This is a genomic window from Nocardia sp. AB354, from assembly GCF_049538315.1.
In the GTDB taxonomy this organism is placed as follows: domain Bacteria; phylum Actinomycetota; class Actinomycetes; order Mycobacteriales; family Mycobacteriaceae; genus Nocardia; species Nocardia nova.
In genome coordinates this window covers 29,195-55,220 of the sequence record NZ_JBMVFU010000022.1, presented here as the reverse complement: position 1 = coordinate 55,220, position 26,026 = coordinate 29,195, and the positions used below count along the sequence as shown (strand labels likewise).

The window sequence follows — 26,026 nt, the reverse complement described above, 5'->3', positions numbered from 1 at the left end:
ATCGCACCGCCCACGCAAGTGGCGGCATCATCGCAGGTGGAAGCGTTGATCAGAGCTGCGACGCGGTGATCGGTGTCACCGCGGCACGGTCAGTGGGTCGCCTGCTCCAGCAGGTGTTCGCGCAGCTTCACGCGATTCGGCTTGCCGGGGCCGCGCATCGGGATCTCGTCGAGGATCGCCAGCTCCCGCGGGGCGGCGATCGGGTCGAGCTCAGCAACCACATGTGCGCGCAATTCGTCCAGCGTGGGGGTCGTGCCCGGATTGGGCACCACCGCCACCGCCACCCGTTGACCCAGCCGCGGATCGGGCAGACCCAGCACCACGGCCTCGTTGATCGCCGGGTGGGTGGCGAGCACGGCCTCGACGACCTGCGGGATCACCAGCAGGCCACCGGTCATGATGGCCTCGTCCAGGCGCCCGGTGATGGTCAGCACGCCGTTGTCGAAGGTGCCGGCGTCCTCGGTGCGGAACCAACCGGGTTCGGCGAACGCCGGGTGGTCGGGGATGCCGCGATAGCCCTTGGCCAGCATGGTCCCGCCGAGCAGTACCCGTCCGTCCTCGATGCGCACCTTCGCACCCGCCAGCGGCACGCCCTCGTAGACGCAGCCACCGCAGGTCTCGCTCATGCCGTAGGTGCGGACCACGTTGATGCCGGCCGCGCGGGCCCGGTCGAGTACCGGCTGCGGTGTCGCGGCGCCGCCGACCAGTACCGCGTCCAGCGCCGCGAGCGCCTGTGCGCCGACCGGATCGTCGAGTGCCTTGATGAGCTGGGTCGGCACCAGTGAGGTGTAGCGCCGGGGCGCGGTCATACCGGACACCGCCGTCGCCAGCCCGCCGGGTAGGAAACCACCCGAGACGTCCAGCACCACCGGTTCGGTGCCCGCCTGGATGCTGCGCAACAGCACCTGCACTCCGGCGATGTGATGGGTGGGCAGCGCCAGCAGCCACTGGCCCGGACCGCCGAGCCGCTCGTGGGTGGCATCGCCGCTGGCGCGCAGGGCGGCCGAAGTGAGCATCGCGCCCTTGGGGACGCCGGTGGTGCCGGAGGTGGTGACCACGAGGGCGACGTCGTCGTCGATCTCCTCACCCGGGCGCAGTGCGCTGGAGAGTCGATGGGATTCCCGGCGATCGCCGGTGGGGATCGGCAGCCACGCCGGACCGTTGCCCTCCAAGGCTTCCCGCAGATGCGGCAAGATGTCACCCACCGCGGCTCCGGTGGGCATGGGGAGGGTCCGCAGGGTGGTGCTCACGTTCGCGATCGTGTCATGTCGAGGTCGATGACCCGTGAACGGGTCCGCACTTCCTTCGCTGAATAAGGGGAGAAGGTCAGTCCGACGTCGGTGTCGCCAGCGGCCAACCACCCGCTGCCAGGTGCGATGCCACTCGAGCGATATCGTCCTCGCCCGGCAGCTCCTTGGCAACTCGGGCGATCGCCGCCTCGATCTCCTCCTGGGCGATCTCGTCGTCGCCGGCGCGTTCGCGCACCAGCTCCTCGACCACCAGATGCACCTCGTAGTCGGTGAGCCGGCGATGCAGGACGGCCAGCAGCGCGACATAGTCGGATTGGGGCACACCCTGCGGATATCCGGCGCGCAGCCAGCCCAGCACCTTCTGCAGAACCGACGGCGCGGCCTCGTTCGATTCGGGTTGCTGTGGCGATGCGGATTCGGTGGTCACGTATGTCCTTTCGACGATCGGGGCGGCGCCTCGCGGCAGCTCAGCCCTGACCGAACAGATGGATGCCGAGTCGGGCGGCCAGAAAACCTCTGGCAACGAACAACACTCCGGCGATGACGGTCAGCAATACCACCGAATAACACAACCCCGCGCAGGCCGCAGCCGCGCGCCGGCGGGTGGAATCCGGTTGTGGCGCATCTCCCGCGATCGAATGCAGCCGCACCCCGAGCGCGAAGATCGCCGGCAATCCGGCCCCGAAGATCAAGGCGGCGGCGGTCACTCGCCACAGCTCGGTCAGATCGTCGATCAGGGTCTGCATCAGAAGTTCCTTGCGGCGCGATGGGCGGCGCGTGAGTCGCCGGAGGGGGAGGTCGTGTCACCGGAGTCCGCGGCGCCCGAACCGGTGGGCCCCGAATCGGCGGGCCCCGAATCGGGGGTACCCACGGTCTGCTCGGGAGCGGCGGACCGGGATTCGACGGCCGGTCCGGTGCCGTCGGCCCCCGGCAGGCTCGTCCACTGCTCGTTCACGTTCGCGGCGTGCACCGGGGTCCGGCGCGAGCGCAGGTAGATCAGGCCGGCCGTCGCGATCAGCAGAGCGAAGACGACCAGCACGCCGGGCAGTCCGCCGATCAGATGCGCCAGCGCCCAGCAGATCGCACCCGCCAGCCCGGCCAGCGGCAGGGTGAACACCCAGGCCACCACCATGCGCCCGAGCACCGACCAGCGCACCTCGGCGCCCGGGCGGCCCATGCCGGTACCCAGGATGGCGCCCGTCACCGTCTGCGTGGTCGACAGCGGCAACCCGAAATGCGCCGAGGTGAGAATGATCGCGGCACTGGTGGATTCGGCCGCCAGGCCCTGCGGCGGGGTGATGTCGACCAGACCCTTGCCGAGGGTTCGGATGATGCGCCAGCCGCCCAGCGAGGTGCCGGCGGCGATGGCCACCGCACAGGCCACGATCACCCACAGCGGCAGCGGGTCGCTGGGTTGCGCCGACCCGTACGCGATCAGCGCCAGGAAGATGATGCCCATGGTCTTCTGCGCGTCGTTGGTGCCGTGAGCCAGCGACACCAACGAGGCCGAGCCGATCTGGCCCCATCGGAAACTGCGGTTCACGATCCGCTGATCACTGCTGCGGGTGATCCGGTACACCAGCCAGGTGCCGATCGAGGCGACCAGTGCCGCGACCACGGGCGCCAGCACCGCGGGCACGATGATCTTGGTGAGCACGCCCTTCTGCCCGGCCGACCAGATCACCCCGCTCCAGCCGAGCGCGGCGATGGTGGCGCCGATCAAACCGCCGAACAGGGCGTGTGAGGAGCTGGAGGGCAGGCCGAAGAGCCAGGTGAGCAGATTCCACAGGATTCCGCCGACGAGCCCGGCGAAGACGATGGCGAGCAGGTCCGCGCCGCCCACCTCGTCCAGTCGCACGATGCCCTCGGCGACGGTGGCGGCCACCTCGACACTGAGGAAGGCGCCGATCAGATTCAGCCCGCCCGACAGCAGCACCGCGGCGCGCGGGCGCAGGGCGCCGGTGGCGATCGAGGTCGCCATGGCGTTGGCGGTGTCGTGGAAGCCGTTGGTGAAGTCGAAAACGAGAGCCGTGACGACGACGATGAGCAGAACGAACAGTTCGGCGGTCACGCCTCCAGTGTGCGTTATCGATCCGTTAACGCGATGGCCAGGTTCCCGACATGTCCGACCGGCCGGGATGGTAAGGCGGGGTCATTCCGGTGGCCTGCGGGTGTCGCGGCGCATCGGATGGTCGGCGGGCACCTCGACCAGAACGATCGGAACACCGTCCGGGTCGCGCAGCCACATCTCGATCAGGCCCCAGGGTTCGCGCACCGGCGGCCGGTCGATGGGGATGCCGCGGGTCGCCAGTTCCGTGGCCGCGATGCTCGCGTCGCGCACCTGCAACCACACCGCGCCCGCGAAGCCGGCGGGGGCCGTCTCGTCGCGTCCGTGCGCGGCCACCTCGATCAGCGACTGCCCGGCGAAGAACACCGTGCCGCCCGGATACTCCCGCGCGATCGCCAATTCCAGCCCGTCTCGGTAGAACGCCAGCGTGCGTTCGTAATCGCTCGGCCGCAGGATGATTCGACTGCTGAGGATGTCCACGAATCGAGCCTAGAGGGACCGCCTCGGGCCGAGAGGCGGCTTCGCGAGGTCCGCCGCGATCCGGCCGGACTCCGTGACCGAATGACGGCCACGGAGTCGGCGGGAGGCCGCTCAGAAGTAGTACGGGTAGGGACTCCAGTCCGGCTCGCGCTTTTCCAGGAACGCGTCGCGGCCCTCGATCGCCTCGTCGGTCATGTAGGCCAGGCGCGTCGCCTCACCGGCGAACAGCTGCTGGCCCACCAGGCCGTCGTCGGTCAGGTTGAACGCGTACTTGAGCATGCGCTGCGCCTGCGGCGATTTCGCGAGGATGTCGGCGGTCCACTCCAGCGCCTCGTCCTCGAGCCGGTCGTGGTCGACGACCGCGTTCACCGCACCCATGTGATGCATCTGCTCGGCGGTGTAGGGGCGGCCCAGGAAGAAGATCTCCCGGGCGAATTTCTGCCCGACCATCTTCGCCAGGTAGGCACTGCCGTAGCCGCCGTCGAAGCTGCCCACATCGGCGTCGGTCTGCTTGAACCGGGCGTGCTCCCGGCTGGCCAGGGTCAGGTCGCAGACCACGTGCAGGCTGTGCCCGCCACCGGCCGCCCAGCCGTTGACCAGCGCGATGACCACCTTCGGCATGAACCGGATCAGCCGCTGCACCTCGAGGATGTGCAGGCGTCCGGCGCGGGCCTTGTCGACGGTGTCGGCGGTCTCACCCTCGGCGTACTGGTATCCGCTGCGCCCGCGGATGCGCTGATCGCCGCCGGAGCAGAACGCCCATCCGCCGTCCTTGGGACTGGGCCCGTTCCCGGTGAGCAGGACCGCACCGACATCCGGCGTCGTCCGCGCGTGGTCGAGCGCGCGGTACAGCTCGTCGACGGTGTGCGGCCGGAAGGCATTGCGCACCTCCGGACGATCGAAGGCCACGCGCACGGTGCCCTGTTCGATGTGCCGGTGGTAGGTGATGTCGGTCAGGTCCTCGAAACCCGCGACGGGCTCCCAGAGTTTCGGATTGAACGTCACCCGAGCCATCATGCACCCCACCCGTCACCGACTGTTCGCCCCCGCCGGGGCGGGCCGTCGGCAATGTGATGTTCGTCCGATTCGTCCTGTAACCGGAGAGCTACCGACGGGTTGGGTTGGACGGTGTAAGAACTGGCGTTACCGTGCAGGTATGAGTGAGCGCGCGGAACCGGCGATCGACACCAGTGCGGTCGACGCCGATCGGTACGAGAAGCACGGCGGATTTCCCAAGGTGGAGGAGGCCGAACTCGGCGCGAACTACGCGCCGTTCCTGGAGGCGATGCGCACCCTCCAGGACCTCACCGTCTCGGTCGACTGTCCCGACGAGGTATTCGGGCAGGCCCTCGCTCAGGCCAACGCGCTGGCCGAACTGCTCGAGCCCTATCGCGCACCGGAATTGCAGGGCCCGTCGGGACGCGTGCCGGCGCTGCCGGGGCGCGGCAGCCTCCTGCTGCCGCCGTGGGTGATGACCGAGGCCGGTCCCACCGGTGTCCGGATGCGCGGCGAATTCCGCCGATATCACCTCGGCGGCAACAACGCCGTGCACGGCGGCGTGCTGCCGCTGCTGTTCGACGATCTGTTCGGCTCGCTCGTGCACTATGCGGGCCGGCCGATCAGCCGCACCGCATTTCTGCACGTCAACTACCGCAAGGTGACCCCGTTGGAGACGCCCCTGACGGTCGAGGGGACCGTCGATCGGGTGGAGGGGCGCAAGACTTTCGTCTCCGCGCGACTGCGCGACGAATCCGAAACGTTGCTCGCCGATTGTGAAGGGCTCATGGTGCAGTTGCTGCCCTGGCAGCCGTAGTCGGCGAGAGGACGGTGTGTCCGGTGCGTCCGATGCGTATAGTTACCCGCGCTCGCTCATCGAAAAACTATCCGGAGGAACCTGAAAGTGGTTGCAGCACTGTCTGAATCCCTGCTCGATGACGCCAAACGCCCGGCCTTCCTGGCCGACGCCCAGGAGGTTCTGGATGCGGAGGTGTCGGATAAGGGGGGTGCATCGGGCCTGGCCGTGAAGGGCGGCTACGCCGCGGTGAAGAAGGTCAGCCCGACCATCGTCTCGGACGCGCTGGAGTCGTTCGCACCCAAGTTCGTCGAGCGACTGGAACCGTACTGGGCTCAGTACCAGGCGGCGGGTAGCGGCTCGTTTGCCGATCTGCTGGTCGCCAACTCCGACGAGGTTGCCGAGTCGCTGCTCGCGGTGACCGACGCTCGTGCCGAGGCCTCGTCGCGTCCGGCGCTGAAGAAGGCGTACTCGTCGCTGCGTTCGTCGGCGAAAAAGCATGTGGTCGAGGCGCTCCCGCGCGTCGGCGACCTGGTCCAGCGGCACGCCGGCTGAGTTGCGGTTCTGCGACCCCGTCGTTCGGCATCCGGATGGAGTGTGATCCCCGGATGCCGGACGGCGGGGGGCCGCGGCCGGCTCGATCAGCCCGGCGCCGACTTCCCGAACCGCTCGGCCATGGAGATCGGGTTAGCGAAACCTAACTCGATGAACGGAGTGTGAGCGGGTCGACGTCCCCTCCAGCCGGAAGGTCTGACAGTCTGAGAGTGTGAATCCATCGACAGCACAGGCCCAGGTCGTGGTGGACGAGCTGGTGCGCGGGGGTGTGCGCGATGTCGTACTGTGCCCGGGCTCGCGCAACGCGCCGCTGGCCTTCGCGCTGCAGGCGGCCGATGCGGCGGGGCGGCTGCGACTGCATATGCGCATCGACGAGCGGACCGCCGGATTCCTCGCGGTCGGCATGGCGGTGTCCACCGGGGCACCCGTGCCGGTGGTGATGACCTCGGGAACCGCGGTGGCCAACCTCGGGCCCGCGGTGCTGGAGGCGAACTACGCCCGGCAGCCGCTGATCGTGCTCAGCGCCAACCGTCCCTACGAGATGCTGGGCAGCGGCGCCAATCAGACCGTCGAGCAGTTCGGCCTGTTCGGTAGTCAGGTGCGTGCCGCGATCAGCCTGGGCCTGGCCGAGGAGGAACCGGATTACCGCAGCCAGAACAGCGTGTGGCGGGCCGCGGTCTGCCGCGTCCTGGCCGCCGCGCGCGGCACCCGGTCCGGCAACGCCGGGCCCGTGCACTTCGACATCCCGCTGCGGGAACCGCTGGTCCCCGATGCCGTTGCGGGCGAGCCGATTCCGGCTGGACGCATCGGCGACGCGCCGTGGACCGAGACCCGGTACGCGACCCTGGACGTCCCGCTGGAGATCGATCTGACGCCCGATACCGTCGTCATCTCCGGTCACGGCGCGGGCTATCGCGCCGAGCTGGCGCAACTGCCCACGGTCGCCGAGCCCACCGCCGCGATGCCCGGCCCGGCCCTGCATCCGCTGGCCCTGCCGTTGCTGAAGCCGCGGCAGGCGATCATCACCGGCCGGCCCACGCTGCATCGGCAGGTGTCGAAGGTGCTGGCCGATCCGGATGTCACCGTCTTCGCCCTGACCACCGGCCCGCGCTGGCCCGATGTCTCCGGCAATGTCGTCGGCACCGGCACCCGCGCGGTCACCTCCGGGGCGCCGCGTCCGGAATGGCTCGAGCAGTGCCGCGAACTCGACGCGATGGCCTGCCGCGCGATCCGGACCGAACTGGCCCGCCATCCCAAGCCGACCGGCCTGCATGTGGCCGCCGTGGTGATGGACGCCCTGCGCGAGGGGGACCAGCTACTGCTCGGCGCCTCGAATCCGGTGCGGGACGCGGCGCTGGTGTCGCATCCCCATCCCGGGGTGAAGGTGCTGTCCAACCGCGGTGTGGCCGGTATCGACGGCACGGTGTCCAGCGCGGTCGGCGCGGCGTTGAGTCATCCCGGCCGGACCTTCGCGCTGATCGGCGACCTGACCTTCCTGCACGATGCCTCCGGCCTGCTGATCGGCCCGGGGGAGCCGCGTCCGGCGGATCTCACCATCGTGGTCGCCAACGACGACGGCGGCGGCATCTTCGAACTGCTCGAACAGGGTGATCCGCAGTACGCCGGCGTCTTCGAGCGCATTTTCGGCACTCCGCACGGGATGGATCTGGCAGCGCTGTGCGCCGCCTACCGGATTCCGCATCGGCAGGTCGATCCGGCCGAGCTGGCGGTGGAACTGACCGGGCACGCCCACGGCATTCGCGTGCTGGAGGTCGCGACCGAGCGATCCAGCCTGCGCGAGTTGCATGCCGCGGTGCGCGCCGGCATCGAATAGGTCAGTATTCGGCCTCGGGCTCGTCGTATTCGTCGTCGAGCGGCACGGGAATCGACTGCTCGATGAGGTCGGCCTCGGCGGCTTCGCGGTCGGCCGTGGCCACGGGCAGATCGACTTCGGATTCCTCCGGAGCGACCTCGAGGCTCTGCTCCAGCTGATCGGCCTCCGGAACCATGTCCACGGAGGTGGTGTCGATGGTGGGATCGGTCATCGGTTGCTCCCTTCCGCTGGGGGTCCGACATGTCGGATACGGCGATCCGGCACTGTCGAGGATGCCCTCACCCGCTCCGGCTGGCAACCCGCTCGCGCGCTGTCACCGATGAATTCCGGCGGCTCGCCCCGTCCCTTCTGTGGGTGCCTGTGCCGGTACAGGCCGTATTCGGAGGAGGATCACATGGCGACACCCCACTTCGATCTGGAGAGCGCCACCGATGCGATGGTCGAGATCGTCAGCGGCATCGGCGCGGAGGATCTGCCCGCGGCGACCCCGAGCCCGGGCGTCACCGTGCGAGATCTGCTGTTCCACACCATCGGCTTCAGCGAGGCGTTCCGGCAGGGCGCCACCAAGGAGGGCATCGGTCGTTCCGCGCCGCCGGAGCAGGCGCCGGATGCCGATCTGCCCGGCGGTTGGGGCGAGCTGATCACCACGCAGTTGAAAGCCCTCGCCGAGGCGTGGCGCGACCCGGCCGCCTGGGAGGGCGATACCGAGGTCGGCGGCGTCACCGCCCCCGCGCCCGCGATGGCCGGATTCGCCCTGAACGAGGTCGTGATGCACAGCTGGGATCTGGCCCGCGCCACTGGCCGCCGCTTCGAGCCCGCCGACAAGGATGTGGCGGTGCTGCTCGAGCAGTTTCGCGATACGCCGCGCGACGGCGTTCCGGGTCTGTTCGGCCCGGTGATCGAGGTCCCGGCCGACGCGTCGGACTGGGAGCGCCTGCTCGGCCTGACCGGCCGCGACCCGTACCGGCAGGCCTGAGCTCACCGGGTGAACAGGCCTGCGGTGGCCGCTGCCGCCGCGGCGTCGGCGGCGGTCACCGCCACCGCGTCGTCGATCGGGTCGCCGGAGATCAGGAAGCGGTAGTACAGCGGGGCGGAGACGGCGGAAACCACTGCGCGCGTATCGGTTCCGGGGGAGAGTTCGCCCCGTTCGATCGCGGCCGCGACGCACGGCTCCCATTCGGTGATCCGCACGTCGTAGAACCGGTGCAGGGCTGCGGTGGTTTCGGGATCGCAGATGGCCGCGGCCACAAGTGCTTTGAACAGTGGCCCCTGACGTGGATCGGTCAGGGTGCGCGCGACGAGGCGCGCATTGGCGGTGAGGTCGCCGCGCAGCGATCCGGTGTCGGCATGCGGCAGTGAGGTTTCCGCCATGTCGGTGAGCAGGTCCGCCACCAGCCCGGCCGGGGTGCGCCAGCGACGGTAGACGGTGGTCTTGCCGACCTCCGCGCGGGCCGCCACCTCGGCGAGATCGAGTTCGGCGAAGCCGCGTTCGGCCAGCAGATCCCCGGCCGCGCGCAGGACGGACTCACGGACGCGGGCCGTGCGACCCCCCGGGCGCACCGAGCCGGGTGCGGCGGTGTCCGAGCTCATAACGGTCCTCCAGTTTCATTAGCGTCCGATCGAGTGTATCGTCTCCGGTGTTAATGAAACTTCAGTTCCGTTAGGGGTTGATCATGGACTATCGTCGACTGGGTGCCTCGGGTCTGCTCGTTCCGGCTCTCAGCTTCGGGGCGGGCACCTTCGGTGGCCGCGGTGAACTGTTCGGCGCGTGGGGCGATACCGACGCCCAGCAGGCGCGCCGGATGGTCGATGTGGCGCTGGAGGCCGGCGTCACGATGTTCGACACCGCGGACGTGTACTCCGACGGCGCCTCGGAAGAGATTCTGGGCCAGGCGATTCGCGGCCGCCGGGATCGAGTTCTGCTGTCCACCAAGGCGGGCCTGCCCACCGGGCCCGGAGCCGCCGAGGCGGGATCGGGACGTTCCCGGCTCATCACGGCCGTCGATACCGCGCTGCGCCGGCTCGGCACCGACTACATCGATCTGTTCCAGCTGCACGCCTTCGACGCCGCGACGCCGGTCGAGGAGGTGCACGACACCCTCGCTGATCTGGTGCGCGCCGGGAAGATCCGCTACCTGGGCGCCTCGAATTTCGCGGGCTGGCAGCTCATGAAATCGCTGGCGGCGGCCGACCGGGGCGGCCATCCGCGATACGTCGCCCATCAGGTCTACTACTCGCTCGTCGGCCGCGACTACGAGTGGGAGCTGATGCCGCTCGGCCGTGATCAAGGCGTCGGCGCGATGGTGTGGAGCCCGCTGGGCTGGGGCCGGCTGACCGGCAAAATCCGGCGCGGACAACCACTTCCGGCGGGCAGCCGGCTGCACCGCACCGCCGAGGCCGGACCGCCGGTGAACGACGAACTGCTCTACGACGTCGTGGACGTCCTCGACGAACTCGCCGCCGAAACCGGGAAATCCGTCCCGCAGATCGCCCTGAACTGGCTGCTCTCCCGCCCGACCGTCGCGACGGTCATCGTCGGCGCCCGCAACGAGGAACAGCTGCGTCAGAACCTCGGCGCGGTCGGCTGGCAGCTCGACCCCGAGCAACTGGCCCGTCTGGACAAGGTCAGTGCCGTCACCCCGCCGTACCCGTACTACCCGTACTACCGACTCCCGGATTTCGCCCGCCTCAACCCGCCGGCGGTGTAGGTCCTCGACGATCGGCGGAATTCTTCCCGCCGGTGGGAACGCCCATACTGAATTCCGGCGCAATGCAACGATCAGCGCGACGCACACAGCGAGGTTCCCATCGGCGATTTCACCACCGACTTCGGCGGCTTGCGGCACGCCGCGCCCCGCGCGGTTCATCGAATGCCCGCCGCGTTTCCCGCTGCCCTGCTCGGCTCGGGGCGCCCACTGACGCTGCGAGGTTCAGGACACTCGTGCGACGGGCAAACCGTCTCCGAGGCCGAACTCCTGGTCACCTACGAGCCCGACACCGCAGCGCGGCAACTTCGCGATCTCGGGGACGGATTGTTCGAGGTCCCGGCCGGAATGAGCTGGTACGGGCTGGAGCGGCACCTCAATGGCCGGGGGAGGGCGATCCCGGTCCTGCCCAACTACTTACACATGTCGGTGGGCGGCACGCTGTCGGTGGGCGGGGTCGGGGCCGACTCGGTGCGTCACGGCATGCAGATCGATCATGTCGAGCGGATTCAGCTGATCGATGGGATGGGCATCAGTCGCTGGTGCTCGCGAACCGATAATCCGGAGCTGTTCCGGTTCGCCCTCGGCGGACTGGGCACCGTGGGATTGATCGAGCGGGTGGTCCTGCGCACGGTCGGGTATCGCAGTCGTACCCACCTGCATCGCGTCGAGCACGCCTCCCTGGCGGAACTTGCTGATCACGCCGAGCGAGTCGCGCAGCGCGATGACGTCGACGTCTACTGGGCAGCGATGCGGCGAGGCAGGATTTCCGCCACGGTGGGATGGCATGGCGAGCGCACCGATTGCGCCGCCGGCAACTGTGAGATCACATCGGATCTCACCTTTGCCGGCCATCCGGTGAGCGCCGAAACGCCGCCGGCCGACCGGGTCCGACTGTGGGCCGACTATGTCGTGCCTGCCGGCCAGTTCAGTTCGATGCTCGCGGCCGTCGAGGGCATCGGCCACCGATCGCTGCTCGACGACCCGCTGACGATGGTGTACGTCCTGATCATCCGGCGTCCGAACGATGCGCCCGCGTTCGCGTTCGGTCCCGTCGGCGCCGCGCCCGTATCGATCGGCGTGGGCCTGTACACATCGGTGGAACGGACGCCTGCCGCCATCGACGCGACGCGTTCGGCGCTGCGGGAGTGCTTCCAGCATTGTTGCGAATCAGGCGGGCGGCCTTACCTTTACGGCGTCACCGAGCTCGAGGCGGCGACGGCGGAGCGGCTCTACGGGGACGATGTGGATCGGTTGGGCCACTTGCGTTCGTCTCACCGGCTGCACCACGTCAACGCTCACGTTCCGCTTGCTCGGGTGGCTGCGGAGCGTCATGACGCAGTCGCCAATGCACGAAGCGCGGAGCGAAGGTAACAGATCGGCATTCGCCGAAAGCCTCTTCACCGGCCGGGATTGTCGGCATCCCAGGTCGGGGTCCCGTACACATTGAGCTTATCGATGCCGCCAGCGGCCGAAAAGCCGAGACCGAAAGCCGTGTAACGCCAATTCGCTCCCTGCGATTTCGCGACGTGGGAAAGCGCATCGACGGCACAAGTGCTGCCGTGGTGCCGGGACGCCAATTCAGACACGAGCGGGGCCAGATCGTCATCTCGCCGCGCAGTGACGGAAAGAGTGAACGACTCGGTTCCACTGCTGTCCCGCGAACAGCAGACGAAAAAGTCATGGTTGTGCAGACCGGCCGGATCGACGCCGCACCTGACCAGTTCGGACAACACCTCCCAGGCCGGCTCGCCGAAGTACCGGACCAGCTTCATCGGCACGGCGGTGTCTCGGGAGCGGGACGACAGGTAGAACTTGTGGCTGATACCTCCGCCCTCATCAAATTCGATCGCAGCGATGCCGTAACGGAAATGCTTGTCGTTCGCGGGGACCGACACCAGTTCGCGGAAGCCCGGCAACACGCTGTAGAGCCTTTCCAACGTCTTGGGCACCATCGGGGGCGTGCCGTACACCTTGAGCCGATTGAGCTGACTGGGCGCCGCGGAATGGTGGACGATACCCGTCCAGGTGGCGGAACGTTGCCGCCGCGAGACGTGCGCTGGATCCGGGTACAACGTCGTCACGAAGGAGCACAGCACGTCCGCGGCTTTCCGCCCGCCGTTCGGTAGCCAGTCCACAAGATCTCGGATCGCGGCCAGTTGGACGTCGATCCGGGAGGTGAACACCGCCTCGTCCGTCCCGGCTTCCGTGAGGTATCGAATCGCGGGCGAGTACCGCCCCCGACCACCCGCCACGCTCACTTCGAACGGGGTTCCGGCGATAGTCAGCCCGCTTGCCCGACGGCCGTCCGGCATCCGCGTCGCCAGCCGTCCTCCGCACGCCCGCGCGAAGACGGCGCGGATGGTCGCCGGGTCACATCCGAGGTTCAGGCGCTCAGCCACGTCGACGAGATAATTCCCGGCGGCCGCAGCAGTCGCCTCGGTCACGTTTCGGTAGTCGACATGGCGCCACTCGGCGGCGCTGCGGGTGCCGAGAAAGCCACGGCCTGCGCACTCGAATTCCCTTGCGCCTGTTGCCCGTCGTTCGATCCGGCGCCGTCGGGATGGAAGAACGTGTAGTCCTGATTCGGGTCCTTGACGTTCAGCGGCCTCAACTGACCGTCGACGATCATGTACGCATTGTCCGGGCCTTCCCGGACGATAACCGCGCTGCCGCCGTTCCAGCGCACGATGTCTCCGGTGTGCGCCGCAGAGGGATCGATTTGCGTCTCTTGACCGCGCAATGTCCCGTAAGCGGCATCGGCATTGCTGCCGTTCGGGTTGTTCAGCTCTTTGTTCACGACATCCGCGACCGTCGACGGGACCACCTGGTTGCTACCGTCCGGCAGCTTCATATCGACATTCGAGTGCGTCGGCACGGGGCCGGCGGCCTGTGTCGCGGAAATTGGAGACACATGACCCGGACCAGCCGTCTGCTGGGTCGTGCCAGGGATATTGAGCATGGGGTTGGAGCTCGCCGCCGCGGGTGACGCCTGTCGCGCGGCACCGCTGTCGCCCGAAGCGGACCGACCGCCCATCTGCGTGAAGGGGTTGCTCTGATCCGCCGATGCCTGATTCATCATCGGGTTCATCATGGGGTTCAGCATCGGATTGGTCATGGGGTTGGTCATCGGATTCGTCATCGGATTCGACGCCTGAGTGAACGGATTCGACTGTGCTGCCGGGGTGGCGCCACTGGATGCGTCGCCATTGGTGATATCGGCCATAGCCTGCTGAATAGCCGATGCGACGTCGGTCTTTCCAGTGGAGGCGGTCGATTGCGGGTCGCCACCGGTGAGGTCGGTTTGCGTGGGGTCGGTCGACGTCGAATCGTTTCCCGCAGTCGGATCCCCTGCGGCCCCGATATCCTGTGGGAACAGGTCCTTGAAGTCTTGCGGGGTGGGAGTGGCATCGGCCGCTGTGGGAGTCGGCGTCGGTGTAGGAGTCGGCGTCGGAGTGGGGGTGGGTGTTGGCGTGGGAGTCGGCTTCGGCTTACCGCCGTTGCCGTCATCGCCGTCCTTGGGCGGTGGGTCGGAATGCATGCGGATGTTGAGGGCGTTTTTCTCGATCTCTTTTATCGCAGCATCGTAGTTTTTCGACCAGTCCTCTTTCGCCGTGGTCAGGGCGACACGGTAGCGATCCTCCGCGCTGGGAGTGAGATGGTACAGACCATCTTTACCCTTTTCATATGCAACCGTGCCATTGTCTTTGGTTACATCGTCGCCATGCCAGTAGATCTTGCCGTCAACAGCTTTTCTTTTATGAGTGGCGTCCTCGTAATTGAAGGATAACTTTTCCTTCAAAGTATTGTATACGTCTTGTAGCGCCTTGTATGTCTTCAGATTCTCGATCTTGGTGTTCATCGTTTTGTCCTGGACATCTGCATGCGCCTTTTCGTATTCGGTCTGACGCTTGTCCAGTAAACTCTTCAGACCCTCGTAGTCGTCGACAGATTTCGCCCATCCGTCCGACGTAGTCACCTGCGTGCTGTCGAAAACTTTCGAGAAGTCGAGCTTGTCCTCGATATCCCCGACTCCCAAGGTGTCGAATCCCCACCGCATCGAGAACTCGGCATCTTTGATAAGTAGATCCAATGACCTGCTGCAACCATCGGGACGAGGTAGGGATATGGGTTCGTGCCCCTTTTCATCCCCCCATTTCGATGGTGGTTTGTCGCCATTGTCTTTCGTCGGGTCGTAGAACTTCGGATCGGTGTCTTCCTTTTGCTTGTCTTCGCGAGTCTGCTTGTCCTGCAAGGCCTTGTCCGGCTTTCCGGACATCAGGGAATCGGCTATATCGGCGATTTCCTTGTCTTTGTCCTTGCGGTAATCCCAGTCTACTCCAGTATCACTGCGGGCCATATCCTCTCTGGTGTCGGAACTTAGTTGATTGAAAGCGTACTTGAATTCGGCCGAATTCAAGCCCTTCAGATCTTCCAGAGATTTCTTGGCGTCCTCGGAGCTGAAGTAGTCGTTGGCCCAGGTGCGGTCGTGCCGGTCGTTGATATCTTTGACCAGCTTGTTGACCTTCTCCACCTGATCAACTGTGAGGTTGTCCGTATCGCCCATCAGGCCCTCCTCTGCTCGTTAGACCCCTCGGACCCGGCCGGGGCGCTCGAAAAATCGATACCGGGAGCGAAGACTTCGTCGAGCCCAGCGAAATTCGCATTCCGGGAATTCGATCCTTCAGGCCCACTGATCCCGAACTCCGCTATTGCGGCAGCTGCACCGATCTGTGCCATGGAGGTCGCTGTCGGCGTAGCCAGCGCTGGGTGCTCTGCTATCTGGCCGTAGCTGTACAGCACATCGCGCAGTCTCTGCCGATCGGGCAGGCCCGACGCGATCAACAGCAGCAATTCGTCTGCTCGGCGCTCGAAGAACGCAGTGCGCGATGGTTCTGTCGGAGGTAGATCCACAAAGCTGCCGATCGGAATGCCGGACGGGTCGGTTCGCCGCCACGGCAGGGCTGTCTCCTGTCCATCGACAGCGCGTAACCGATCCCACCACATCGGCGGGACAGGACGACCCGTACTGAGCGCATCCAAGATTTGCGCTCGCCAGGCGCGTCGGTCGAGGGTTTCCCGATCCGCAACCGGCCTTGTCGCGCTGAGCCGCAGGTCGGCTGCGCGCGCCAGCTCGAGGCACCTCTCACGAATTTCCCATTCGGGCACCGTGGTCGCCAGTTGGAGAGATTCAGCGGAGCCGGCCAATGTGAGTCGGTCGACCAGCACTCCGTCCGCCGTGGTGAGGTCGACAGCCGACTCCTCGGACGTGACCAGGTCCGCAACGCCGACATCGCGTCCGAGAGCCGTGCGGATGTCGTCGGAGACGGCTGTGGAGGATGCCAACGCGGTGAATCGGATATCGGCGTGACGGGAAACCAGCGAACCGAACTCGAAGAGTATCCGGGATGGATCGGCGCTGCCTTCCAAGGCTCCGATGATCTTTTGCTCGTCAGTACCGAGGATGGAGTCGTGGCGCCACGGGATTATGACCTCCGGGGGCAGGAACAAGCCAGCAGGTAGCCAGCCACGTCCCTCGTTGGATGTCAAAGCAATGACCAGGCGACCGGGTCTGCGCGGGTTTCGCGAAAGCGCGACGGCCCATTCCAGCCCCGGCGCGGATCCAGCGACCGCGGCAAGCACACCCGCGAGCAATGTCCGGGCGAGCACCAGGTCCTCGACTGCCGGCTCACCTGCCGCCGGCAGAGTCTGTCGGCGTTTGGCGTCGGAGATCGCTGCGGCGAGCCCGTTAGGAAGCGTGGGCGAAGTCCCGCGCTGGATTGCGTCCATTCCGCCGACGGCACCTGTCGCTCCTACCGGTGGCCCGGACGATATGCCGGGCACCGTGCCGAGCGGGCCCTGGGAATCAGTGGGCGTGGAGTCCCAAGCCACCGTGCCGGGCGCATCCACCCGGGAGCCGCGCAGGTCGACTTCGCCGGTCGGAGGAACCACATCACCGACAGGAAGACTCACGCCCGGCATCACAGCTCCAGCGGGTGCCCCACTCATTGCTGCCGGGGGAACCGCACCAGAGGTCTGTGCCGCTGCGGCGGCGGGTACCGGGTCGACAGGGCCGGAACGTTCGTTTGTGTCCCTTGCCGGAATGTCGGAGACAGTGGCCGGAGGCCGTCCGGGGCGTACCGGACTCTCGGACTCCGGGGGTATGCCAGGTCGACCTGGCACGTCCCGTCCCGGCCCCGTCGGACCTGTCGGTCCGGGCTGGGCAGGCTCCGTTCCGGCGGGCGCACCACCACCACCGACGCGATTGATATCGCCTCCACCCTGGTGCTCAGCCTCTTCGAGCGCCGCCGCCGTGGCGAGCAGTTCATCTCGGGTCCGCAGATGCTTACGGACCAGGAATTCGGCCTTCTCGTGCCGATTCTGGTAGTAGGTGTTCAGTTCGTGCCGGACCGGGTCGGCGATGGTGCCGTACTCCGACTGGAAGCGTTTGAGCCACCCCTCCGGGATTTCACCCCACTTATGGAGCGACTCGGCCCACTGCTCGTGTTGTCTAGCCATCTCACGCAGTTGGTCAGGCTCGATGTAGAGGTAGTCGGACATGCTCAGCCAGTCCCTCCCCCGGATCCCGGACTTATCCCTCCCGCTTCCCGAAATCGGGAAGCGGTTGGTCCGGCGTAGTACCGGCCTGCCATTCCCGAACGATCTCTTCCAGGGGACGCGGCAGATTGGCGGGATCATTCATCGCGTTGTCGTGCTGCCGTCGTGCGTCTTCGGTGCTTTCGACAATGGCGGCCATGATCTCGGCACTCAGTTGCCCACTGTCGAACCGATCGCAGGTTCCGGGTGCCAGGTACAGGTCGGTCAATCGACCGCGGGCATCCACCTCGGGAATGACCAGTCCGCTCGGGGAAGGACGGCGGGCCACGATCCGGTCCGCCCGCTCACCCATTTCGGCGATGCGGTTCCCCAGCTCTCGGTTCAGCTCGAGCGCGATTCGCACGTTGGGGTGGATTTCAACCATCTGTCCTCGCTCATCCGCTGCCGAACGCTCACCTGCGCGGTGGCGGCCCGGCCGACAGTTCCGCAGACACCTCGTCACCACACGTTTCGGTTACCTATTCTGCCAATGCGGGCATTGCACAACTCGCAGCCGAATTCCCAGCAACGGGAAGTATCGGCCGCTGTGAGCATGCTCGATCACTCATCTCGCACGGCTCTATGACGAACTGTGAGCCGGTGCCTCAGTACACGTCGCGCACGTACCGCTTCTCCGCGGTCAGCTGCTTCTTGAAGGCCAGCGCCGCATCCTCGTCGAGGTTGCCGTGGATGCGGGCGATCTTCAGCAGGGCGTCGTCGACGTCGCGGGCCATGCGCGCGGCGTCGCCGCAGACGTACAGGTGGGCGCCGTCGCGCAACCACGCCCACAGCTCCGCGCCGTGCTCGATCATGCGGTGCTGCACGTAGATCCGTTCGCGCTGGTCCCGCGAGAAGGCGAGGTCGAGCCGGGTGAGGAAGCCCGAGCGGAACATGTCCTCGAGTTCGGTGCGGTAGTAGAAGTGGTCCTGGGCGTGCTGATCGCCGAAGAACAACCAGTTGCGCCCGCGGCATCCCAGCGCGCGGCGTTCGTGCAGGAAGCCGCGGAACGGCGCGATGCCGGTGCCCGGGCCCACCATGATCATCGGCGCGTTCGGATCCAACGGCGGCCGGAAATGCGGTGCGCGCTGCAGGAATACGGGTACGCCACCGGTTTCGTCCCGGTCGGCGAGGAAGGTGGAGCAGACTCCGCCGCGCGGGTCCTCGGCCGCGCCGTAGCGCACCACGCCGACGGTGAGCTGCACCTCGCGCGGACTCACCAGCGGGCTCGACGAAATCGAATATTGCCGCGGTTGCAGCTTTTTCAGCACCGAGAGCCACTCCACCAGATCGGCCCGCACGGGAAAGTCGCGCAGGACGTCGACGGCATGGCGATCCCACAGATAGCGGTCCAGTTCGTTGCGGTTGTCGCGGCGCAGCAGTTTCGCCAACTGCTGACCGGGATTGCGGGCGGCGATGAAGGACAGCAGATCGCCACTGATCTTGGTGATGTCGAAATGCGTGCGCAGTGCCGATTCCAGCGGCACGTCGCGGCCGTCGATCTCCACCGGCCGGGCGCCGTCGAGCCCGGTCGCCGCCAGCCAATTCCGGACGGCGGCAACCCCGTTCGAGGGCCATATGCCGAGGCTGTCGCCGACCTCATAGCCGGCGTCCAGACCGCTCAGGTCGAAACCGAACTGCCGCACCTCCTTACCGGATCCGGGCCGCGACAGCAGTTCGTTGCGGACCAGCGGGGCCAGGACCGGAGCGTTGCGGGTGAACGGCGCGGGGATCGAGCGGGGGGCGCGGGTGGGCGCGGGGGAGCGGGCCTCGACGCGGTCGAGCACGCGCACACCGAGCCCCGCGGGCGCGCCGGCACGACCGCCGCCGGTGGACGGCACCACACCCCCGGAGCCGCCGGACGTCTCGGCCGCACCGCTACCGCTGGGCGCACCCGCACCATGGTCGCGGGTGGGCGCATTCCCACGACCGTCACCCAGCGCGGCGAGGACCGCGGCGGTCCACTCGTTCGACAGATCATCGTGATCCGGTTCGCTGTCGACGCGATCCAGCAAGCGGACACCGCCCCGTTCGGACAGCAGCCGATCCACCTTGCGGCCGTAACCGCAGAAATCGTCGTAGGAGGAGTCGCCGAGGGCGAAGATGCCGTACCGCAGATCGTTGAACCGAATCCCACTGTCCTGCAGCCGGTCCCAGAAGTCGGCGGCATTGTCCGGTGGGCCGCCGTCGCCGAAGGTGCTGGTGACGAGCAGTACGTCACCGGTCAGCTCGGGCAGATCGCACGCGTTCATCTCGACCAGCCGGGGCGCGTGCCCGTGTTCGGCGAGCGCCGCCGCCACCGTCGCGGCCAATTCTTCGGCGGTACCGGTCTGGGAAGCCCACAGCACGGTCACCGGCCGTTGCTGTGGACCGGCCGGCGCCGCGGGTGAGGACGCTGCCACTGTGGCGCCGGGCGGGGAGCCCGCCGCCCGCGAGTACATCCCCGCCAGCAGCCCGTCGATCCACCAGCGGCTGCGGTCGGACAGCGGCGCCGATTCCGGGAGGACGGGCTGCCCCTGAACCGGGAGCGATTGCAGCGCGGCCAGATACCCGCCCAGATAGATCCGCTCCGCCTCGCTGAGCATGGGCGCGGGCGCGGAATCGAGTCCCAGCATGGCGGCGAGTGGATGCGATGCCGGCGCGCCGCCGGATGTGATCGGGCTGCCGCCCGCGGCGTCGACACCGTGGTCCGGTTCGGCGCCGCCCCGGTTGTCCTCGTCGATGCCGTCGCGGGTCTCCCGTGCGGGGCCGACGCGTCGCAGCGTCACCGCGCACACCTTGAATTCCGGCTGTAGCGAATCCGGATCCACGGCATCGTTGGTCACGGCATTGATCGTCAGATATTCGCCCTGCTCGTCGTTCCAGTGGAACGGTGCGAAACACGAACCCGGTCGCACCCGATCGGTGATCCGTACCGGCAGCACGGCTCGGCCACGGCGAGAAGCGATGTCGATCTGGTCGCCGGGACGCACATCCAGCGCGCGCGCATCGTCGGGATGCACTTCGAGAAACGGCGCCGGATTCAATTTGTTCAACTTCGCGACCCGGCCGGTTTTGGTCATCGTGTGCCATTGATGCTGGACGCGACCGGTGTTCAGGACGAAGGGATAGTCGTCGTCGGGCATTTCGGCGGCCGCCATATGCGGCCGCGGCCAGAACACGGCGCGGCCGCTCGCGGTGGGAAAGGCCGGCACACCCGCATCGCCGGTGCGATAGCGAATCGGATTGCGGCGCTGCGCGGAATCGGCACAGGGCCACTGCATCGGCCCCTCGCGCAGTGCGGCGTAACTCATTCCGCTCAGGTCGTATCCGGTCGCCGGATTCGCGAAGCCACGGATTTCGTCGAAGATCTCGGCGCTGGAGCGGTAGTCGAATCCGTCGAAGCCCATCGCCGTCGCGATCCGAGCGATCCATTCCCAATCCGGCAGTGCCTCGCAGAGCGGATCCACCGAATGCTGCAGGAGGGTGGCCGTGCGTTCGGAATTGACCATCACGCCGTCGGATTCGGCCCACAGCGCCGCCGGCAGCAGCAGATCGGCATAGGCATTGGTCGCGGTGTCGAGATAGGCGTCCTGGATGATCACCAATTCCGCCGCCTCCAGACCGGCGATGACGGTTTTGCGATTCGCCACCGAGGCCACCGGATTACTGCAGATGATCCAGCACGCCTTGATGGTTCCCTCGGCCAGTTCCCGGAACATCTCGATCGTGCCGCGTCCGGATTCGGCGCGAATCGTGCCGGGCGGCAGGTGCCATGCGGTTTCGACGAAGCGGCGGTCGGCCTCCACAAGGGTACTGCGCTGGCCGGGCAAACCCGGACCCATGTAGCCCATTTCCCGCCCGCCCATGGCATTCGGCTGCCCGGTCAGCGAGAACGGACCGCTGCCGGGCCGGCAGATGGCGCCGGTGGCCAGATGCAGATTGCAGACGGCATTGGTATTCCACGTGCCGTGGGTGGACTGATTGAGTCCCATCGTCCACAGCGTCATCCAGTCATCGGCCGCGCCGATCCACGCGGCGGCGGTGCGAATATCGTCCTCGGCCAGTCCGGTGATCTCGGCGACGCGGTCCGGTGGATAGTCGGCGAGAAACTGCGGCATCGCCTCCCAGCCCTCGGTGTGCGCGGCGATGAATTCGGTGTCGATATCGCCGTTGCCGACCAGCAGGTGCAGCAATCCGTTCAGCAGCGCCAGATCGGTGCCGGGTCTGATCTGCAGGAAGAGATCGGCCCGGGCGGCGGTGTCGGTCCGCCGCGGATCCACCACGATCAGTTTGGCCCCGGCCTTGAGCCGATCGGCCATGCGCAGGAACAGAATCGGATGACAGTCGGCCATATTCGAGCCGATCACGAAGAACAGATCGGCACGGTCGAGGTCGTCGTAGGAACCCGGCGGGCCGTCGGCGCCCAGCGATTGTTTGTATCCGGTGCCCGCGCCGGCCATGCACAGCCGTGAATTGGATTCGATATTGATCGTGCGCAGGTAGCCCTTTGCGAGTTTGTTCGCCAGATACTGCGCTTCCAGCGACATCTGCCCGGAGACGTAGAGCGCGACGGCATCGGGACCGTATTCGTCGACGATCGCGCGCAACCGCTGTGCCGCCTGCCGCACGGCCTCCTCGACGGCCAGTTCGACCGGTTCCCGTCCGCGCTGGGGCCGGTGCAGGGCGGTCGTCATCCGCCCGGGCGCACGCATCAATTCGAGGTGGGTGGCGCCTTTGGTGCACAGCCGCCCAGAGTTGACCGGATGCAGTTTGTCGCCGCTCACCTTCGCGATGACGGGTGCGCCGGCGGCGTTCCGCTCGGTCTGCACCGTGATGCCGCAGCCCACGCCGCAGTAGGAGCACGCGGTCCGGACGGTGCTCGTGGAGTTCTCGGCGCTCGACACATCCCCGATGATGGCGAGCCGCCGTTGCGACGGATTTACCGAACGTTATCGGCAGATGACGAAAATCCTCACCACTTCGGCATCTGCACGGTGAGATTTCCGGTTCACGCCCGGTCGGGCGCCGTTTCCGCGGGCGAGACCACGGCGTGCGGTGAGCTACTTCACCCCAATTTGTAACCGCGATGCAGTGCGACGATGCCGCCGGTCAGATTGCGCCACTGCACCGACGACCAGCCGGCATCGGCGATCCGCATCGCCAACTGCCGCTGATTGGGCCACGCCCGGATCGATTCGGCCAGGTAGACGTAGGCGTCCGGATTGCTGCTGACGGCCTCGGCGACCTTCGGCAGCACCTTCATCAGGTATTCCATGTAGATCGTGCGGAACGGCCCGAAGACCGGGGTGGAGAACTCCGCCACGACCAGGCGTCCGCCCGGTTTGGTGACGCGCAGCATCTCGCGCAGGGCGGCGTCCGGTTCGGAGACGTTGCGCAGGCCGTAGGAGATGGCGACCGCATCGAAGGAGTCGTCGGCGAACGGCAGGGCGGTGGCGTCGCCGTTCACCATCGGCACCCGGCGGAACCGCCCCGCCTCCAACATGCCCTTGGAGAAGTCCACGGCCAGGCACCAAGCGCCCGACTTCGCGAATTCGGCGGTGGAGACGCCGGTTCCGGCCGCCAGGTCCAGCACCCGTTCCCCGGGCCGCAGGGCCAGCGCCCGGCGGGTGGCCCAGCGCCAATAGCGGTCCTGCCCGCCGGTGAGCACCGTATTGGTCAGGTCGTACCGCTTCGCGACCCCGTCGAACATGGACGCGACCTCATGCGGTTGCTTGTCCAACGAGGCCCGAAACGACTCTGTCTTCGCCACGGAAGTGACCCTAGCGTCCGCCGCCCGGGGCAGGGACGCGGGCCGGTGCGCGATCACGGGGAGGATTGGGCGCCTGCGCTATTCGATCCTCCGGCTCGACAGTGCGTAGGTCAGATGCTTGACCATCTCGGTCGCCAGCACCGCCTGACCGGAGGTCGAGAAGTGGATGCGATCCGCGCTGAGCAGGTTGTCGCGATCGTTGACCGGGTGATCCCACATGTCGACGACGACCGCCCCGTAGTCGGCGGCGATTCGGCGGGTGAGGTCGTTCATGGTGCGAATTCGCTCTGGCCAGTCCGGAAACGCCGGTACGACATAGGCGCTTGCGAGAGTGAACGTCGTCAGCAGGGCGCCGGTGCCCGCCGCGACGTCGTACATTCGCCGCATCGCTGTGTCGATCTCGTCGAAGTCGGGATCGCGCCGCGTGATGTCGTTCGGACCGCAGGGCAGATGCAGCAGGTCCGGACGGAAGTCCCCGATGCGGTCGAGTTGGCGGGCCGAGGTCTGCGCCGTGGTGGCCCCGACCTTCGCGGTACAGAGATAGCGCAGGTCCGGGCGTACGCGCCGCAGTACTTTCACGAGTCGCTCGGGCCAGCCCGCGTTCGAGTAGCCCGGCGTGGGATCGCCGACGCCGGCCGACAGACTGTCGCCGGCCACGGCGAATCGTCGCCACGGCACATCGAACAGCAATGCGGCCGCGGTGGTCTCGGAGAGGCAGAGCGGATCGGATTCCTCGGCCGTGGCCGCGGAGGTGATCGGGGGATTCGACATGATGACCTGCTTCATTTCGAGCGACGGGCACGAGGCGTGATCCCGAATGCCGTTGCCACGTCGACGACGGCTACGACCGCGATGAACAGCCAGCCGTGCCGGAAAGCGGTCACCATCCGGTCGGTGGTGTCGAGCGATCCGAGCAGCGCGATCAGCACCGCGACGCCCAGGACGTAGCCGAGTTGGCGGGCGGTGTTCACCACGGCGCTGCCGGTGGCCGACCGTTCCGGCGGCAGATCGACGGCGGCGGAGGCGATCATCGTGGGCAGGGCGAGACCGATTCCGATGCCGGAGATCACCCACCCCGGCAGAACCGCGGTCGCGTACTGCACCGGAGTGGCGGCTGTGAACAGCACCAGCAGGACGCCGGCCGCGAACAGCGCATTGCCCAGGGCCACAACGACTCCCGCCGGTATCCGCCGGATCAGTCGCTGGCTTACGGCGGCGAAGATCGGCACCATGATCGGGCCGGGGACGATGGCGAGCCCGGTTTCGATCGTGCCGAAACGGGCCGCGTTCTCGAGCCACAGCGTGATGCTCAGGAACCACGCCCCGAATGCCGTGCAGAAGGCCAGCACGGTGGCGTTGGCCCAGGCGAACGTCGGCACCCGGAACAGGTCCGGCGGCACCACCGGATCCGGATGCCGGCGCATCCGCAGCACGAACAGGACCGCGCCGAGCACCGCCACGGCCGATGCCGTCCACGTCGCGCCACCGGTCCACGCATCGCTTTCGACCAGCGCCAGCGACAGCGCCCCGATCGCCACGATCAACGCCACCACCCCGAGCAGATCGGGCACGCGGGCGGAGGTGCGCTGCGCGAGATTCGGCACCAGCCATACGGCCGCGAGCCCGGTCACCACACCCACCGGCAGATTGATCAGAAAGACCCAGCGCCAGGAGATCTCGACCAGCGCTCCGCCGACCACCGGGCCGCAGGCCGCGGCGAACGAACTCGTCGTGGCCCAGATCTTCACCGCGCCCGGCACCCGCGCCGGCGGCAGCACCGTGAGCAGCAACCCCAGACCGGCCGGTGTCAGGGCCGCGGCGCCCACCGCCTGCAGCAGCCGGAACGCCACCAGCGCCCACAGCGTCGGAGCCGCGGCACAGGCCACGCTCGCCGCGGTGAAAAGACCGAGGCCGGAAAGGAATCCGGCCTTGCGGCCGAAACGATCGGAGAATCGGCCCGCCGGAATCAACTGGGCCGCGTAGACGATCGCATAGCCGTTGAGCACCCAGCTCACATCGGCCAGTGACGATCCCCGGTAGGACTCGCCGATCTTCGTGAAGGCCACGTTCACCACGAAGACGTCGAGCATCGCCACGAACGCGGCCGAACACAGGATCCACACGATCGCCGTCGAACGGTCCCGGACCGGCGTGGATTCGTCCGCGGTCACGGACTGTTCGGCTGTTACGCCATCCATCAGGCATCCCTTCTCGTCACCATCGGCGGTGCCGTCGAGCGCCGATGTGGTCGAAAGAATACGGTCGACCGTATGTTTAATGCAATAGGTCGATTCGCGGCGATCGGTGACATACGATCGACCGTATGGTCGTATCCGAGGAGCGCGAGACAGCGGAAAGTGCCGATCAGCGGCTACGCCGCGGTGCGCGCTCGCGCCGCGCGGTGACCCGCCGTGCGATCGAGATCGCCTCGGTGGACGGACTCGACGGGCTGAGTTTCGGCCGGTTGGCCGAGGATCTCGAGGTCAGCAAGGCCGGCATCCAGACCCTGTTCCGAACCAAGGAGAAGCTGCAACTCGCGACCGTCGACGCGGCGCGGGAGGTGTTCGTGGAGACCGTCGTCCGCCCGGCGCGGGACGCCCCGGCGGGCATCGCGCGGCTTCGCGCCCTCGTCGACCGATGGATCGACTATGTCGAGCGCCCGGTATTTCCCGGCGGATGCTTCTTGGGCGCGAATCTGCCTATCTTCGACAGCCGGCCGGGGCCGGTCCGCGACGCATTGCGCGAACAGCAGCGCGACTGGGTCGCCATTCTGGCAGCGCAGTTCCGGCGCGCGGTCGACGCCGGCGAGATCGCCGACGTGGATCCCGAGGCGGCCGGCTTCGAGGTCGCGGCCGTCCTGAATGCCGTCAACGTCGCGTTGCGCCTCGGCGACGACGACAGCGTGGCCATGGCGCGAGGGGTCATCGACCGTCTGCTCCGGAAGGCAGCCTGAACCGTCGGGCGCGCCGGGTCGTCTCGGGATCGCCTGCGATACG

General features: G+C 67.3%; 23 protein-coding genes. 7 read left to right on the top strand and 16 right to left on the bottom strand.

Annotation, left to right across the window (positions count from 1 at the left end):
- Nucleotides 1-89 precede the first annotated feature (89 nt).
- The 6 genes from menE to ACPCUW_RS26675 all read right to left on the bottom strand — a co-directional run bounded on the left by menE (nt 90) and on the right by ACPCUW_RS26675 (nt 4,812).
- Nucleotides 90-1,223: an o-succinylbenzoate--CoA ligase gene (gene menE / locus ACPCUW_RS26700; protein WP_064907273.1), complete on the bottom strand. Its 1,134-nt coding sequence runs from the start codon at nt 1,221-1,223 to the stop codon at nt 90-92.
- A 103-nt stretch (nt 1,224-1,326) separates the two neighbouring features.
- Complete coding sequence (locus ACPCUW_RS26695; protein ID WP_082857116.1) at nt 1,327-1,677, bottom strand: DUF3349 domain-containing protein; 351 nt, start codon at nt 1,675-1,677, stop codon at nt 1,327-1,329.
- Nucleotides 1,678-1,717: 40 nt separating this feature from the next.
- On the bottom strand, nt 1,718-1,996 hold the full coding sequence (locus tag ACPCUW_RS26690) for a hypothetical protein (protein WP_063015400.1): 279 nt from the start codon (nt 1,994-1,996) through the stop codon (nt 1,718-1,720).
- Nucleotides 1,996-3,321 carry an inorganic phosphate transporter gene (locus ACPCUW_RS26685; RefSeq protein ID WP_082940526.1) on the bottom strand — a complete coding sequence of 442 codons (1,326 nt, stop codon included), beginning with the start codon at nt 3,319-3,321 and terminating at the stop codon, nt 1,996-1,998. Before ACPCUW_RS26685 ends, ACPCUW_RS26690 begins: the two co-directional genes overlap by 1 nt.
- Before the next feature lie 81 nt (nt 3,322-3,402).
- Nucleotides 3,403-3,798, bottom strand: a complete 396-nt coding sequence (locus ACPCUW_RS26680; RefSeq protein WP_063015398.1) for a VOC family protein — start codon at nt 3,796-3,798, stop codon at nt 3,403-3,405.
- Between the two features lie 111 nt (nt 3,799-3,909).
- Nucleotides 3,910-4,812: a 1,4-dihydroxy-2-naphthoyl-CoA synthase gene (locus ACPCUW_RS26675; RefSeq protein WP_174553946.1), complete on the bottom strand. Its 903-nt coding sequence runs from the start codon at nt 4,810-4,812 to the stop codon at nt 3,910-3,912.
- A 142-nt stretch (nt 4,813-4,954) separates the two neighbouring features.
- On the opposite strand from ACPCUW_RS26675, the gene ACPCUW_RS26670 reads away from it, so the two are divergent.
- From ACPCUW_RS26670 to menD, 3 genes are all read left to right on the top strand, one after another.
- Nucleotides 4,955-5,611 carry a PaaI family thioesterase gene (locus tag ACPCUW_RS26670; RefSeq protein ID WP_030516247.1) on the top strand — a complete coding sequence of 219 codons (657 nt, stop codon included), beginning with the start codon at nt 4,955-4,957 and terminating at the stop codon, nt 5,609-5,611.
- Between the two features lie 87 nt (nt 5,612-5,698).
- On the top strand, nt 5,699-6,145 hold the full coding sequence (locus ACPCUW_RS26665) for a DUF6918 family protein (RefSeq protein ID WP_030516248.1): 447 nt from the start codon (nt 5,699-5,701) through the stop codon (nt 6,143-6,145).
- Between the two features lie 211 nt (nt 6,146-6,356).
- Nucleotides 6,357-7,979, top strand: a complete 1,623-nt coding sequence (gene menD / locus ACPCUW_RS26660) for a 2-succinyl-5-enolpyruvyl-6-hydroxy-3-cyclohexene-1-carboxylic-acid synthase (RefSeq protein WP_423427872.1) — start codon at nt 6,357-6,359, stop codon at nt 7,977-7,979.
- 1 nt (nt 7,980) lies between these two features.
- Here the strand turns inward: menD and ACPCUW_RS26655 are convergent, their stop codons facing one another.
- Nucleotides 7,981-8,190 carry a hypothetical protein gene (locus ACPCUW_RS26655; RefSeq protein ID WP_063015395.1) on the bottom strand — a complete coding sequence of 70 codons (210 nt, stop codon included), beginning with the start codon at nt 8,188-8,190 and terminating at the stop codon, nt 7,981-7,983.
- Nucleotides 8,191-8,373: 183 nt separating this feature from the next.
- On the opposite strand from ACPCUW_RS26655, the gene ACPCUW_RS26650 reads away from it, so the two are divergent.
- Nucleotides 8,374-8,955: a TIGR03086 family metal-binding protein gene (locus tag ACPCUW_RS26650; RefSeq protein WP_423427870.1), complete on the top strand. Its 582-nt coding sequence runs from the start codon at nt 8,374-8,376 to the stop codon at nt 8,953-8,955.
- Nucleotides 8,956-8,957: 2 nt separating this feature from the next.
- On the opposite strand, the gene ACPCUW_RS26645 is transcribed toward ACPCUW_RS26650, so the two are convergent.
- The gene (locus tag ACPCUW_RS26645) at nt 8,958-9,569 is read right to left on the bottom strand and encodes a TetR/AcrR family transcriptional regulator (protein WP_423427868.1); all 612 of its coding nucleotides are present in this window, start codon (nt 9,567-9,569) and stop codon (nt 8,958-8,960) included.
- Nucleotides 9,570-9,652: 83 nt separating this feature from the next.
- Here ACPCUW_RS26645 and ACPCUW_RS26640 point away from each other — a divergent pair, with 83 nt between their 5' ends.
- Both ACPCUW_RS26640 and ACPCUW_RS26635 read left to right on the top strand, forming a co-directional pair.
- The gene (locus tag ACPCUW_RS26640) at nt 9,653-10,687 is read left to right on the top strand and encodes an aldo/keto reductase (RefSeq protein ID WP_423427866.1); all 1,035 of its coding nucleotides are present in this window, start codon (nt 9,653-9,655) and stop codon (nt 10,685-10,687) included.
- Nucleotides 10,688-10,849: 162 nt separating this feature from the next.
- Entirely contained in the window at nt 10,850-12,058 is a 1,209-nt protein-coding gene (locus ACPCUW_RS26635) for an FAD-binding protein (protein WP_423427864.1), read from the top strand.
- A gap of 26 nt (nt 12,059-12,084) precedes the next feature.
- On the opposite strand, the gene ACPCUW_RS26630 is transcribed toward ACPCUW_RS26635, so the two are convergent.
- From ACPCUW_RS26630 to ACPCUW_RS26595, 8 genes are all read right to left on the bottom strand, one after another.
- Nucleotides 12,085-13,131 carry a hypothetical protein gene (locus ACPCUW_RS26630; RefSeq protein WP_423427862.1) on the bottom strand — a complete coding sequence of 349 codons (1,047 nt, stop codon included), beginning with the start codon at nt 13,129-13,131 and terminating at the stop codon, nt 12,085-12,087.
- Complete coding sequence (locus ACPCUW_RS26625; protein WP_423427860.1) at nt 13,128-15,251, bottom strand: hypothetical protein; 2,124 nt, start codon at nt 15,249-15,251, stop codon at nt 13,128-13,130. Before ACPCUW_RS26625 ends, ACPCUW_RS26630 begins: the two co-directional genes overlap by 4 nt.
- Nucleotides 15,251-17,245, bottom strand: a complete 1,995-nt coding sequence (locus ACPCUW_RS26620) for a type VII secretion target (RefSeq protein WP_423427858.1) — start codon at nt 17,243-17,245, stop codon at nt 15,251-15,253. Before ACPCUW_RS26620 ends, ACPCUW_RS26625 begins: the two co-directional genes overlap by 1 nt.
- Before the next feature lie 31 nt (nt 17,246-17,276).
- Nucleotides 17,277-17,666, bottom strand: coding sequence for a hypothetical protein (locus tag ACPCUW_RS26615; protein WP_423427856.1), 390 nt, complete (start codon nt 17,664-17,666; stop codon nt 17,277-17,279).
- 220 nt (nt 17,667-17,886) lie between these two features.
- Nucleotides 17,887-22,164 carry a molybdopterin-dependent oxidoreductase gene (locus ACPCUW_RS26610; protein WP_423427854.1) on the bottom strand — a complete coding sequence of 1,426 codons (4,278 nt, stop codon included), beginning with the start codon at nt 22,162-22,164 and terminating at the stop codon, nt 17,887-17,889.
- 161 nt (nt 22,165-22,325) lie between these two features.
- Entirely contained in the window at nt 22,326-23,030 is a 705-nt protein-coding gene (locus ACPCUW_RS26605; protein ID WP_063015423.1) for a demethylmenaquinone methyltransferase, read from the bottom strand.
- A gap of 78 nt (nt 23,031-23,108) precedes the next feature.
- Entirely contained in the window at nt 23,109-23,801 is a 693-nt protein-coding gene (locus tag ACPCUW_RS26600) for an SGNH/GDSL hydrolase family protein (protein WP_423427851.1), read from the bottom strand.
- An 11-nt stretch (nt 23,802-23,812) separates the two neighbouring features.
- Complete coding sequence (locus ACPCUW_RS26595; protein ID WP_423427849.1) at nt 23,813-25,228, bottom strand: MFS transporter; 1,416 nt, start codon at nt 25,226-25,228, stop codon at nt 23,813-23,815.
- 125 nt (nt 25,229-25,353) lie between these two features.
- Here ACPCUW_RS26595 and ACPCUW_RS26590 point away from each other — a divergent pair, with 125 nt between their 5' ends.
- Nucleotides 25,354-25,983: a TetR/AcrR family transcriptional regulator gene (locus ACPCUW_RS26590; protein ID WP_423427847.1), complete on the top strand. Its 630-nt coding sequence runs from the start codon at nt 25,354-25,356 to the stop codon at nt 25,981-25,983.
- The last annotated feature ends 43 nt before the right edge of the window (nt 25,984-26,026 follow it).

What these genes read in the sequence shown, in the direction of transcription:
- ACPCUW_RS26595 (WP_423427849.1), bottom strand. Translation starts at nt 25,228, where the DNA reads ATGGATGGCGTAACAGCCGAACAGTCCGTGACCGCGGACGAATCCACG.
- ACPCUW_RS26635 (WP_423427864.1), top strand. Translation starts at nt 10,850, where the DNA reads ATGCCCGCCGCGTTTCCCGCTGCCCTGCTCGGCTCGGGGCGCCCACTG.
- ACPCUW_RS26615 (WP_423427856.1), bottom strand. Translation starts at nt 17,666, where the DNA reads ATGGTTGAAATCCACCCCAACGTGCGAATCGCGCTCGAGCTGAACCGA.
- ACPCUW_RS26590 (WP_423427847.1), top strand. Translation starts at nt 25,354, where the DNA reads ATGGTCGTATCCGAGGAGCGCGAGACAGCGGAAAGTGCCGATCAGCGG.
- ACPCUW_RS26620 (WP_423427858.1), bottom strand. Translation starts at nt 17,245, where the DNA reads ATGTCCGACTACCTCTACATCGAGCCTGACCAACTGCGTGAGATGGCT.
- ACPCUW_RS26650 (WP_423427870.1), top strand. Translation starts at nt 8,374, where the DNA reads ATGGCGACACCCCACTTCGATCTGGAGAGCGCCACCGATGCGATGGTC.
- ACPCUW_RS26645 (WP_423427868.1), bottom strand. Translation starts at nt 9,569, where the DNA reads ATGAGCTCGGACACCGCCGCACCCGGCTCGGTGCGCCCGGGGGGTCGC.
- ACPCUW_RS26690 (WP_063015400.1), bottom strand. Translation starts at nt 1,996, where the DNA reads ATGCAGACCCTGATCGACGATCTGACCGAGCTGTGGCGAGTGACCGCC.
- menE (WP_064907273.1), bottom strand. Translation starts at nt 1,223, where the DNA reads ATGCCCACCGGAGCCGCGGTGGGTGACATCTTGCCGCATCTGCGGGAA.
- ACPCUW_RS26670 (WP_030516247.1), top strand. Translation starts at nt 4,955, where the DNA reads ATGAGTGAGCGCGCGGAACCGGCGATCGACACCAGTGCGGTCGACGCC.
- ACPCUW_RS26625 (WP_423427860.1), bottom strand. Translation starts at nt 15,251, where the DNA reads ATGGGCGATACGGACAACCTCACAGTTGATCAGGTGGAGAAGGTCAAC.
- ACPCUW_RS26640 (WP_423427866.1), top strand. Translation starts at nt 9,653, where the DNA reads ATGGACTATCGTCGACTGGGTGCCTCGGGTCTGCTCGTTCCGGCTCTC.
- ACPCUW_RS26600 (WP_423427851.1), bottom strand. Translation starts at nt 23,801, where the DNA reads ATGTCGAATCCCCCGATCACCTCCGCGGCCACGGCCGAGGAATCCGAT.
- ACPCUW_RS26675 (WP_174553946.1), bottom strand. Translation starts at nt 4,812, where the DNA reads ATGGCTCGGGTGACGTTCAATCCGAAACTCTGGGAGCCCGTCGCGGGT.
- ACPCUW_RS26655 (WP_063015395.1), bottom strand. Translation starts at nt 8,190, where the DNA reads ATGACCGATCCCACCATCGACACCACCTCCGTGGACATGGTTCCGGAG.